This is a genomic window from Synechococcus sp. HJ21-Hayes (assembly GCF_024345835.1).
GTDB lineage: Bacteria > Cyanobacteriota > Cyanobacteriia > PCC-6307 > Cyanobiaceae > Vulcanococcus.
In genome coordinates this window covers 13126-24830 of sequence record NZ_JAGQBW010000020.1, presented here as the reverse complement: position 1 = coordinate 24830, position 11705 = coordinate 13126, and the positions used below count along the sequence as shown (strand labels likewise).

12 protein-coding genes are annotated in these 11705 nt (G+C 63.0%); 5 read left to right on the top strand and 7 right to left on the bottom strand.

Annotated elements, in window-relative coordinates:
• Positions 1 to 14: 14 nt before the first annotated feature.
• The 3 genes from KBZ14_RS13540 (at position 15) to KBZ14_RS13530 (ending at position 5847) form a co-directional block, all read left to right on the top strand.
• Complete coding sequence (locus tag KBZ14_RS13540; RefSeq protein ID WP_255118873.1) at positions 15 to 1529, top strand: GMC oxidoreductase; 1515 nt, start codon at positions 15 to 17, stop codon at positions 1527 to 1529.
• 8 nt (positions 1530 to 1537) lie between these two features.
• Positions 1538 to 4189: an MGH1-like glycoside hydrolase domain-containing protein gene (locus tag KBZ14_RS13535; RefSeq protein ID WP_255118872.1), complete on the top strand. Its 2652-nt coding sequence runs from the start codon at positions 1538 to 1540 to the stop codon at positions 4187 to 4189.
• Positions 4190 to 4251: 62 nt separating this feature from the next.
• Positions 4252 to 5847, top strand: a complete 1596-nt coding sequence (locus KBZ14_RS13530; protein WP_255118871.1) for a GMC oxidoreductase — start codon at positions 4252 to 4254, stop codon at positions 5845 to 5847.
• 15 nt (positions 5848 to 5862) lie between these two features.
• Here the strand turns inward: KBZ14_RS13530 and KBZ14_RS13525 are convergent, their stop codons facing one another.
• From KBZ14_RS13525 to KBZ14_RS13495, 7 genes are all read right to left on the bottom strand, one after another.
• Positions 5863 to 6360, bottom strand: coding sequence for a DoxX family protein (locus KBZ14_RS13525; RefSeq protein ID WP_255118870.1), 498 nt, complete (start codon positions 6358 to 6360; stop codon positions 5863 to 5865).
• Positions 6361 to 6421: 61 nt separating this feature from the next.
• Entirely contained in the window at positions 6422 to 7405 is a 984-nt protein-coding gene (locus KBZ14_RS13520; protein WP_255118869.1) for a VOC family protein, read from the bottom strand.
• Positions 7402 to 7827: a GlcG/HbpS family heme-binding protein gene (locus KBZ14_RS13515; RefSeq protein ID WP_255118868.1), complete on the bottom strand. Its 426-nt coding sequence runs from the start codon at positions 7825 to 7827 to the stop codon at positions 7402 to 7404. Before KBZ14_RS13515 ends, KBZ14_RS13520 begins: the two co-directional genes overlap by 4 nt.
• Before the next feature lie 13 nt (positions 7828 to 7840).
• Positions 7841 to 8098, bottom strand: a complete 258-nt coding sequence (locus tag KBZ14_RS13510; protein ID WP_255118867.1) for a Nif11-like leader peptide family RiPP precursor — start codon at positions 8096 to 8098, stop codon at positions 7841 to 7843.
• A 6-nt stretch (positions 8099 to 8104) separates the two neighbouring features.
• On the bottom strand, positions 8105 to 9028 hold the full coding sequence (locus KBZ14_RS13505; protein WP_255118866.1) for an SMP-30/gluconolactonase/LRE family protein: 924 nt from the start codon (positions 9026 to 9028) through the stop codon (positions 8105 to 8107).
• A 20-nt stretch (positions 9029 to 9048) separates the two neighbouring features.
• On the bottom strand, positions 9049 to 9510 hold the full coding sequence (locus KBZ14_RS13500; protein ID WP_255118865.1) for a cupin domain-containing protein: 462 nt from the start codon (positions 9508 to 9510) through the stop codon (positions 9049 to 9051).
• 16 nt (positions 9511 to 9526) lie between these two features.
• A complete protein-coding gene (locus KBZ14_RS13495) occupies positions 9527 to 9931 on the bottom strand; it encodes a Rid family detoxifying hydrolase (protein ID WP_255118863.1) in 405 nt (134 codons plus the stop codon).
• Positions 9932 to 10126: 195 nt separating this feature from the next.
• On the opposite strand from KBZ14_RS13495, the gene KBZ14_RS13490 reads away from it, so the two are divergent.
• A complete protein-coding gene (locus KBZ14_RS13490) occupies positions 10127 to 10933 on the top strand; it encodes an SDR family NAD(P)-dependent oxidoreductase (RefSeq protein ID WP_255118862.1) in 807 nt (268 codons plus the stop codon).
• Positions 10934 to 10946: 13 nt separating this feature from the next.
• Positions 10947 to 11660, top strand: a complete 714-nt coding sequence (locus KBZ14_RS13485; protein WP_255118861.1) for a hypothetical protein — start codon at positions 10947 to 10949, stop codon at positions 11658 to 11660.
• The last annotated feature ends 45 nt before the right edge of the window (positions 11661 to 11705 follow it).

Here is an 11705-nt window from a genome sequence, read left to right as displayed (position 1 = left end):
TCAGGAGCTCAACCATGATCATCGACGACAACCATTACGACGTGATTGTGATCGGCAGCGGCGCTGCCGGTGGCACCCTCGCTGGGCAGTTGGCTTCCTCCGGCAAGACCGTGCTGCTGTTGGAACGTGGCGGTGCCATGCCCTTGGCGGATCAGAACGTGGCCGATGTGGATCTGTTCCGCAAGGACCGCTATCACCCCGGGGAGCAGTGGTTCGGCACGGATGGCGATCCCTTCTCTCCGCAGACGATCTATGCCCTCGGCGGCAACACCAAGATCTGGGGGGGCGTGTTGGAGCGCATGCGTGAGCAGGAGTTCAGCGGTGTGCAGCTGCAGGACGGAACGACCCCCAGCTGGGAGATCAGCTACGCCGACCTGGCTCCCTTTTACGAGCGTGCTGAACAGCTCTACCGCGTTCATGGTGTGGCTGGCGTGGATCCCACCGAGCCTCCCCGCAGCGGCGATTACCCCGCCCGTCCGCGGCCTGTGGAGCCATTCATGCAGGAGTTGCGCGTGGCCCTCGAGCGCCATGGCAGCCATCCCTACGACCTGCCCCTGAGCTGGTCGGAATCCCACTTGGATCCCACCGGTGATGCCGAATTGTTCGGTGTTGATCTGGCCCGCAAGGTGGCCACGGTGACCGTGCGGGAGCGCGCCAAGGTGCGGCGGATGCACGTGAATCCCAGCGGCACCGAAGTGCGGGCCGTGGAGGTGGAGATCGATGGCCACGCCTGGCTGTTCAGTGCCCATGTGGTGGTGCTGGCCGCCGGTGCCGTGAACAGCGCCGAGATCCTGCTGCGCTCCGCTACGGACCATCACGCCCGTGGTCTGTCGAATGGCTCTGATCAGGTGGGTCGCAACCTGATGAAGCCCCAGCTCACCTCCATCATCCAGCTGGCTGCCGCCCCCAATTCCGGCCGCTACGGCCGCAGCTTCGGCATCACCGACTACTACTGGGGCGATCAGAACGTGGGTTTCCCGCTGGGCTCGATCCACAGCGGTGGCGGCGTCCTTCAGGACGCGCTGTTTGCTGAATCCCCGCCGGTGTTGTCGCTGGTGACCAAGCTCATGCCCACTTTCGGGCTGGAGCAGCTGGCCTCCCGTTCCGTGGCCTGGTGGGCGATGAGTGCCATGCGGCCTGATCCCCACAATCGGGTAGCCCTGCGGGGCAACCACCTAGAGATTCACTTTGTGGCCAACAACCGTGAGGCCCACGACCGCCTGGTGTATCGCTGGATTGACACCCTCAAGCAGGTGGAGGCTGACCCCCTCACCCATGTGGTGAAACCGGCCCCCACCCATCCCCGTGGCGAGGCACCACTCACCGTGTTGGGCAGTGTGTGCGGCACCTGCCGCATGGGCTCCAACCCCGCCACCTCGGTGGTGGATCTCCAGGGCAAGAGCCATGAGCTGGCCAACCTCTACATCGCGGATGCCAGCCTGTTCCCCAGTTGTCCAGGTGTGGGCATCGGCCTCACGGTGATCGCTAACGCCCTGCGCATCGGCGAGCGCATCCTGGAGGCCCTGTGACGAACGACATGGGTTCTGAACTCCGCCGTATGGCGGAGCGTGACCACGAACAGGTGCCCTGGGATCTGTGGGGCAGCTATCTGCCCGATCGCCAGTGGGGCACGGTGCGGGAGGACTATTCCGCCGATGGCAATGCCTGGGTGTCCTTCCCCCACGACCATGCGCGTTCCCGGGTTTATCGCTGGGGTGAAGACGGGCTGCTCGGCATCTGCGACAACCAGTGCCGCCTGTGTTTTTCGGTGGCCCTCTGGAATGGCGTGGACCCGATCCTGAAGGAACGCCCCTATGGGCTGGGTAACCCCGAAGGTAACCACGGCGAGGACATCAAGGACTACTACTTCCACATCGCCAATACCCCCACCCATAGCTTCATGCGGGGGCTCTACAAGTACCCCCAGCAGCGCTTTCCCGACGAGCAGCTGATTGCTGAAAATGCACGCCGTGGTCGCGATCAGCCCGAGTATGAGCTGGTGGACACGGGCATCTTTGATGAGAGCCGCTACTTCGATGTGTTCATCGAGTACGCCAAGGCCTCCCCGGATGACATTGCCATTCGCATCCGGGTGCTGAACCGCGGGCCCGAAGCGGCTCCACTCACCCTGTTACCCACTCTCTGGCTGCGCAACACCTGGAGCTGGGGCTACCCCGATGAGCAGGAGACCCCCCTGCAGCTGGAAGGCGATGCGGTGCTGGCCCATCCCGGCGGTGGTCTGGGTGCCTATCGCTTGGCCTGCCGCGAGCAGGGTGACTGGCTTTTCACCGACAACGAGACCAACACCGAGCGGTTGTTTGGCGAGCCCAATGCGAAGCCCTTCCAGAAGGATGGCTTTCACCGGTTTCTGATTGATGGCGACCAGGGTGCCATCAATCCCCAGCAACGCGGTACCAAGGCCGCGCGCCTGCTGAGGCGCACCTTGGCCGCTGGTGAGGAGTGGACCTTGGAGTTACGGCTCACCGGCTCAGCATCCGAGGCTTCTGCCCAGGCCTTTGGCGAGGAGTTTGACCAGCTCTTCACGACCCGTGAGCAGCAGTGGCACGACTTTTTTGAGTCGCGAGTGCCCAACCTCTCCGAGGATGATCGGCTGCTTCACAACTCTGGGGCCGCAGGGCTGTTGTGGTGCAAGAAGTATTACGGCTGGAGTGTTCAGCGTTGGCTGACGGGGGATCCCACCACACCGCCTCCACCGCATCAGCGCTGGCTCACTGAGAACGCCCAGTGGCAGCGGCTGCATGCCCATGATGTGATCTCGATGCCCGATGCCTGGGAATATCCCTACTTCTGCCAGTGGGACCTGATGTTCCACTCTGTGGCCTTTGCGGTGTTCGATCCGGCCACAGCGAAGGAGCAGTGCATGTTGCTGCGCTCCCCTCACTACACGGCTCCCAACGCCCAGACCCCTGCCTACGAGTGGGCTCTGTCCGATCCCAATCCCCCCATCGGGGCCTGGGCGGCCATGCGGATCTTTCAGATCGATCGCAAGACCAGCGAAGAGCCCGATTTTGGCTTCCTGCGCTCTGCCTTGCGCAAGTTGATCCTCGAATACGGTTGGTGGGCCAACCGCAATGATCGCTCCGGCGACAACGTGTTCGAAGGGGGATTCCTCGGCCTCGACAACATTGCTGTGTTTGATCGGCGCTACCCCCTCGCTGATGGCAGCCACATCGAGCAATGCGATGGCACCTCCTGGATGGCCTCGCTCAGCCTCAACCTCCTCAATATCAGTGTGGAGCTCAGTCGGGAGGAGCCGGAATATGCCGATATCGCTGAGCGCTTTGTTTATGATTTTGTGCAGCTTGCCCTGACCTTGAATACCCCAGGTAGCCGTGGCTATGTGAACTGGGATGAGCAGGATGGCTTCTACTACGACGTGATCAAGCGCCCTGATGGCAGCACGGAATATCTGCGCAGTCGTTCTGTTTCCGGTTTGATTCCCTTGCTGGCTGTGGCCAGCTTTGATGTGGATACGGTGAAGCGCTTGCCCTGCCTGGATGTGCGCCAGAGCTTGGCCTGGTTTCTGCATGAGCGCACCCGTCCCGCTTGGTTGGTGGATCACCTCGGCCAATGGCGGAACGACCGAATGCTGTTTTCTTTGGTGCCGGAGGATCGGCTCAGGCGCATCTGCGAGCGGCTGTTTGATGAAGACGAGTTCCTCTCTCCCTATGGCATCCGGGCCCTCTCCAAGGTGTATGAGGACAATCCCTACACCTTTACAGAAGGATCCCAGACCCAGACCCTGGCCTACAGCCCTGCGGACAGCCCGGTTGCCATGTTTGGCGGTAACTCCAACTGGCGAGGCCCGGTGTGGATGCCGATCAATTTCCTATTGATTGAATCCCTGCAGAAGTTTGGCCACTACTACGGCGATAGCTTCATGGTGGAGTTCCCCACCCGCTCAGGGCAGTGGATCACCCTCTGGGACGCTTCCTTGCAGCTAGAGCAGCGGCTCGTGAATTTGTTCCGCCGCAACGGCGCTGGACAGCGCCCCTTCAATGGTGATGTGGAGTTGTTCCAATCTGACCGCCATTGGCGTGATCTGATTCAGTTCAACGAATATTTCCATGGTGATAACGGCCGCGGTGTGGGAGCCAGTCATCAGACGGGCTGGAGCGCCATGGTTTGCAAAATGATCAATCAATTGAGTCGTTATCCCGTTACCTGAGGCAGCCAAAATCTGCAACGCTGTCTAGCTTGTGGGCAACGTGTCGGCCTCTAGCTGAGCCCATGGTTGCCTCTCTCCCGTCCCTTGAGCAGCTGCAGGTTCCTGCGCAGACTCACTTTGATGTGTTGATCATCGGCAGCGGTGCTGGCGGCGGCAGCCTGGCCCATCAGTTGGCCCCTTCTGGTCTGAAGATCCTCGTGCTGGAACGGGGCGATTGGTTGCCCCGTGAGCGCGAGAACTGGGATGCCGATGCGGTGATGCAGCAGGGCCGGTATGTGTCGAAGGACACCTGGTTTGACCAGCACGGCAAACCGTTTCAGCCCGGTAGCCATTACTTCGTGGGTGGCGCCACCAAGATGTACGGCGCGGCCCACTTCCGTCTGCGGCAGCGGGATTTTGAAGAGCTGCACCACCATGACGGCATCTCCCCGGCCTGGCCCCTGCGCTACAGCGATTTCGAGCCCTATTACCAGCGGGCCGAGCAGCTCTTCCATGTGCATGGGCTGCGGGGGGAAGACCCCACGGATCCCCCTAGCTCAGCACCCTTCCCCTATCCGCCGATTTCCCATGAACCGCGGATGCAGAAATTGGTGGATGATCTGCGCGCCATTGGCTTGCATCCCAGCCATGCGCCTTGCGGCGTGATGCTCGATGAAATCAATCCAGCCTTCAGCCGCTGCATTCGCTGCAACCGCTGTGATGGTTTCCCCTGTCTGGTGCATGCCAAAGGTGATGCTGAGGTGTGCTCGATGCGCCCCGCGCTGCAGGCGTCCAACGTGTCCCTGCTTACCCGCGCCCAGGTGAAGCGGCTGATCACTGATGCCTCCGGCCGCACGGTGACGGCGGTGGAGTTGGAGCGTGATGGTGAGCCACTGCGCTACTCGGCGGACATCGTGGTGGTGAGTTGTGGCGCTGCTAACAGCGCCCGGCTGCTGTTGATGTCGGCCAACGACAAGCATCCCCGTGGCCTGGCCAACAGTTCAGATCAGGTGGGGCGGAACTACATGTTCCACAACAGCAAGGCCATGGTGGCCCTGGCCCATGAGCCCAATACCACCGTGTTTCAGAAAACGGTGTGCATCAACGACTGGTACTTCGGCTCGGAAGACTTTGACTATCCGATGGGGAACATCCAGATGACGGGCAAGACAGATGGCTCGATCATGAAGGGCTATGTGCCGCAGGAGACCTTCTTCATGCCCACCTGGAGTATGGACAAGATCGCCGAGCATGCCCTGGATTTCTGGGTGTCCAGCGAAGATCTTCCCGATCCCAACAACCGTGTCACGATCAATGCGGAGGGTCAGATTCATCTGAGCTACACCCCGAACAACCAGATGGCCGCCACGAAGCTCAACAACAAGCTGGTGTCGGTCTTGGATCACCTCTATCTCAAGAACCATCTGGTGGAACGCCAGATCTATTTCAAGAGCACCATGGGAATCGCTGCTGTGGGGCACCAAGCCGGCACCTGCCGTTTTGGCACGGATCCCGCCAGCTCCGTGCTGGACATCCACTGCAAGTGCCACGACCTCGACAATCTCTACGTGGTGGACACCAGTTTCTTCCCCAGCATCGGAGCGGTGAACCCCTCACTCACCGCCATCGCCAATGCCATCCGCGTTGGTGAGCATCTTGTGGAGCGCTTGGGCCGCTGAGCGGCCGCCGCTCCATCAAGTCAGGGCCAGCCTGAGCAGATCAGCGATCAGCAGGTTGTCGAGGGAGAACAGGCCACCGCCGCAGAACATGGTGACCAGGCACATCACCACGTACATGGCGGCCTTCTCCCAGCTCGGTGGTTCGCCGATCCCCATGGGGCCCACATAGTCGCCCTCTGGAATCTGGTAGGGATCCGGCGCAAACCAGGGGAAGCCAGCCTTGATCTCGATCACCATGGCGTAGGCCATGGATACGAGGATGGCGAGGGCGGCCAGGGGCGTGAGCAGTCCTGGAATCAGGGCAATCCCAGCCCCCCACATGGAGGCTGCGGAGAGAAAACAGAGCCATTCCGGCGTGTTCATCGCCGTGGCCCAGGTTTTCAGGTTGCGCAGTTTGGGCCAGCCGTGGCGAATGAAGGCGATGCCCAGGAACAGGCGCAGCACCAACAAGGCGGCCTGGGCCAGGGTTGACGGCGCCGTTGGCACCAGCAGCTCCACCACGGTGATCTCCATTGCAAGGCCTCTAGCTGGCCGCAAATTAGGGGCGTTTGCCTGGGCCTGCACCTCCCTGTGATCAGGGGCTCACCAGTTGCAGTTGGTGGCCATCCGGATCTCGCACCTGTAGGCCACGGCTGAAGCCCAGCAGCTCCGCCTGGGCTGGCTCGAGCTCCACGATGCCGGGGCTTACCCGGCTGCCGCCGTAGGCCTCCAGCTGGGAGTTGATCGCATCGAGATCACGCACCTCAAGGCGAATCTGCCAGTGGGCATGATCGGCCGCGGTCTGATCGGCTGGCAGGGGGCGGCCCCCCTGGGGCTGTTGGTAGTTCAGGCATTCAACCCCAGCCCCCTGGGAGCAGCGGTGGGACGTGATCAGCACCTGGGTGTTGTCCAGCCCATCGAGCTGGTCTTGTTCCGGGCCGCTGTTGACGCCCTCGCCCCCCAGCCGCAGCCCCAGCAGCCCTTCGTAGAACCGGCAGCTCCGCGGCGTGTCGGCATTGGCGATGGCGCTGTGGTCGATACCCAGGAAGGGTGTGCTCGCCGAGGAGGCCGCCTGATGCCAGCGGGCGTCGCCCTTGTCAGGTGGGAACTGCAGTAGCTCTAGGCAATGGCCTTCCGGGTCATGCACCTTGTAGGCCTGAATGCCGGCAGCGGCGATGTTCCAGCTCGGCAGGGTCTGAGGGGTTGTGGAGATCGCCCTCAGTGTTCCCGCCGCCACGCGGGCCTGGAGCGGCGCTGCCGCTTCGTCCATGTTGGCGACCACCACGCAGATGTGCTGGAACCACAGGTCGCAGCTGAGGGAATCGCCGGGCACGGGCCGGCCGGGCCGGAGGCCTGGGCCCAGGGCCTGCACCTCGGTGAGTTCCAGCTGTTCCTGTCCCAGGTGCAGCTGCTTGAGCAGCAGCCGTGAACCGGGTAGGCCGATCAGTTGCGCGTAGCGGCCGCCCTCAATGGCGAGGGTCCGGCCGGGCTGACATCCCAGGTTCGCGCCATAGAAGTGCGCCAGTTGCTCGGCATTGGCCGTGGTGAAGCCAAGGCTGCGGATGTGGGGGAGATTCATGGTTGGCTGTGCAGGGCCTGCAGGCCTGCACTGGCGATGGCGGCATCCAGTTCCGGAGTCATCCCGGAGACGCCGATGGCTCCGATGCAGCTGGAGCCGATCAGCAGGGGCAGCCCGCCCGCCATGGCGGCAGACGGTTGCTGCAGCAGAACTGCCAGCTGCAACAGGCCTGGCCGGGGCCCATTGATGCTCGCTTCCATCTCCGCCGTGGGCTTGCCGCACAGGGCGGCCATGCGGGCCTTGGCGATCGCGGTTTCAGCACTGGAGATGCTGGCACCGTCCAGGCGTTGGAAGGCCAGCAGATGGCCGCCACCATCCACCACCGCAACGCTCACCAGCCCCTGGTGGCTGTCGGCATGGGCGCGGCTGGCCTGCAGGGCCAGTGCGGCGTCGTTCAGATCGAGGGTTTGTTGGGGATGCATCGGGACTGGCTCCTCAACCCCAGACGATCTTCATCAGCCAGAGGTGACCCTCCAGCTCCACGCCAGCGGCGGCGGCCTCTAGGTCGGCCTGGCTGAGCCGCAGGGTGGCCTCGGCCTGGTGTGTCACCAGATCGACTCCCGTGAACGTGTAGCCCAGTTCCGCCCCGAGCTGGGCGATGGCATTGAGATGGGGGCAGGCGCTGAAGCGGGACAGCAGATCCGCATCGCCCTTGACGCGCTGGAGAAAGGCTTCGAGTTGGGGGTTGGCCATGGGGATTCAGGGTGTTTGGGCGCCGCGGGTGTTGGTGAACAGGCTGTAAAGCGCCGTGGAGGCGCACAGAAAGAGGCGACAGTGGTGGCGGTCGCCGAAGCAGAGGTTCGACACACGCCTGGGCACCAGCACCTTGCCCAGCAGGGTGCCGTCAGAGGCAACCACGTGGACGCCATCGGCAGCGCCGCACCAGAGGTTGCCCTGTTCATCCACCCGGAAGCCATCGGCCCAGCCGGGGCTGATCTTGTGAAATAGCTCGCCACCGCTGAGGCTGCGGCCATCGGCGCTCACCTGGAAGCGGCGGATGTACTGGCGCGGATTGGCCACGCCGGCGCTCCCGGATTCCGCCACATAGAGCAGGCTTTCGTCGGGGGAGAAGGCCAGGCCATTGGGGCCGTCGAAGTCGGTGGCCATCGCCTGCACCTGCCCGGTGTGGGGCTCGAGGCGGTAGAGCGCAGCGGGCTGCTCGGAGTGCTGGCGGCCACCTTCGTAGTCGTTGAGCAGGCCGTAGAGGGGATCGCTGAACCAGATCGAACCATCCCGTTTCACCACCACGTCGTTGGGGGCGTTGAGCCGATGGCCCCCGGCCTGGCTCACCAGGGTGGTGGTGGTGCCGTCGTGCTCCAGGCGGGTGACGCAGCGGCTCTGGTGGTGGCACTGAATCAGCCGCCCCTGGTGGTCGCGGGTTTGGCCGTTGGCGTACTGCGAGGGCTCGCGGAACACGCTCACCCCATGCTGTTCGTTCCAGCGCAGGGTGCGGTTGTTGGGGATGTCGTTGAACAGCAGGCACTGGTGGTCGCCGAACCACACCGGCCCCTCCAGCCAGCGGAAGCCCTCAGCGAGCAGCTCCAGCTCGGCGTTGAACAGCACCAGCTGCTCAAAGCGCCGGTCGTAGCTCTCGGTGCAGGGGGAGGGGTGGGTGCTGGCCATCGCTGTGGAGTTGGTGGTGTTCAGGAGAAGAACCCCGGCCGTGCCCGCCGCCAGGCCTCGTCGTTGCGCTGAATGATCAGCTGCACGCAGGGTTCATCCCCCACCTGGGCGGAGAGGTGGCCTCGCTGTCCCGCGGGTGTGGCGATGCAGTCCTGGTCGCCCCCGAAGGAATACTCGCCAGCCCGCATGATCACCTTGCGGCCATCCATGCTTTCCACCGACCAGGCCCCCCGCAGCACGTAGATCCATTTGGGGATGTGGTTCTCATGCCAGTCGGCCGTCCAGCCCACGGGCAGGTAGGTCACGAAGGCATTGCCCTGATCGAACAGGGGGCGGGAGAACTGCGGGGAATCGCCGGGGCCCAGTTGGCCGAGCTCGAAGGAGCTGATCGTGCATTGCTCCTGGCGACTGATGCCCTGGTCGTCGGTCCAGAGATGCCAATAGGACTCCGGCGCCGGAGCCAGGCTGAAGGGATCAGGCATGGTTGGTAGAGGGGGGTCAGTCTTTGATGGCGATGGCGGAAATCTCCAGCTGGATGCCCAGCACCAGTGCTGCCACCTGCACCACGGCCCGGGATGGATAGGCCTGGTTGTCCGGGAAGTACTCCTGCCACACCGCATCAAAGGTGTCGAGCTTGTCGATGTCGGTGAGATACACCGTGGCGCTCACCACATGTTCAAAACCGAAGCCCGCCTCCTCGAGCACCGCCCGCATGTTCTCCATCACCTGACGCGATTCCACGGTGATGTCACCGTTGCCGACTTTGAGGTTGGTGACAGGGTCGACGGGCAACTGCCCGGTGATGAACAGTGTGTTGTTGTGCTGAAAACCCTGGCTATAGGAGGCCACTGGTGTTGGGAAGCGGTCGCTGTGGATGGCGCGACGGATCACGGCTGGGCTCATCGGGGTATTGGCGTTGCAGAGATCTCTGCTCAACGTAGGGATCTCCTGGCGGATGTCAGCGCCCTGTCATGGGTCGCAGGCTGGATTACGTGCCGCTGGCGTGTGGGTCTCCCATTCACAGGTGTTGCAGATGGCGGCATGGCTGGCAGGTGCCCACTAGCGTGCGCGCAATAAGCCCTCTCCCCTGGCTGAGCCATGACCACAATCAACCCCTACGCGCTTGAAACCCTTTCCAATTTTCTTAAGGGCAAGGTGATCATCGTGACCGGTGGCAACAGCGGCATCGGGAAGGCGATTGTGGAAACCATTGGCCGGCTTGGCGCCAAGGTGGTGATCGACTACCGATCCCATCCCGAAGCCACCGAGGCGATCGAGGAGGAGATTGGCGAACTGGGGGGGACCTGTATCGGCGTGCAGGCGGATGTGAGCAAGCTCGAGGATCTGCAGCGGCTGATCAACGAGGCGGTGAGCCGTTATGGCCGTCTCGATGTGATGGTGAACAACGCCGGCATTGAAACGCGCACCTCCATCCTCGACACCACGCCCGACGATTTCGACAAGGTGTTGAACGTGAACCTGCGGGGTGTGTTCTTCGCCACCCAGTACGCGGCCAAGCAGATGATCGCCCAAGGTGGCGGTGGCCGAGTGATCAACATCTCGTCGGTGCACGAGGACTGGCCCATGCCGAACAACACCCCCTACTGCGTGGCCAAGGGGGGTGTGCGCATGCTCACCCGCACCGCCGGTGTGGAGCTCGCACCCCATGGCGTGTCGATCGTGAATGTGGGCCCCGGCGCGGTGGCCACCCCCATCAACGACTCCACCATGAACAACCCTGAGCTGCTGGCCAAGCTCAACGCCGCGATCCCCATGGGACGCATGGCCCAGCCCGAGGAGATCGCCAAGCTGGTGGCCTTCCTGGCCAGTGACTCTGCCAGCTACATCACCGCTACCACCATCTTTGCGGATGGCGGCATCATGCAGAGCAGCCCGGGCCTCTGAGGCCTCGCAGGTCGTGAAATTCAGCCGAGCCCAGCTCCAGCAGCTGCGTCACCGTCATCGCGGTTATCGCATCAGTCTCGGTTGCGAGGTGTTGCTGCTGCTGCTTCTGCCCCTGGCCCATCAGATGCCCTGGTTGCTCTCGGCACAGTTGATTGGCCTGGCTGTGGCACTAGTGGTGTTCGTGAGCCGCTTTTCCGTGCTGAAGACGGGGCGCCCCCTGATCATCGCCCTCGGCTCTCTGGCGGTGCTGTTTGAGTTGCTATGGCATGGCGCCCTGCGATTTCATCCTGCCCTCGGTCAGCTGCTGACCCTGCCCCATATGGTGGTGTGGACGTTGTTTCTACTGGTGGCGGTGGTGCGCACCGTCAAAGCGCTGATTCGTGAGCCATACGTCACTGTGGCCGTGGTGCTCGGAGCCGCCTCTGGTTATCTGTTGGTGGGGATCGCGGGAGGGGTGCTGCTCACGGCCCTTTGGATGATGCATCCCACGGCGTTTGACCCTTCGGCATTGCCTCCGTTCGCCGCGACCCTAGCCAACCCTGTGCCGATGGCCCCGGCGCTGATGGTGGCTGCCTTTGGCTTGCTCACCACGGTGGGCACCGGCGTGCTGTCTCCTTCGAATGTCTCGGGTCAGGTGGCGGCCGCGGTGATCACCATCGCCGGCCAGCTGTATGTGGCGATCTTGATTGCGTTGATTCTCGGTCGCTTTCACCGCCGTTCCCTCTAATTCAGGCTTATTGGCGTGGTTGGTGGGCATCATGAAAGCCGAAAC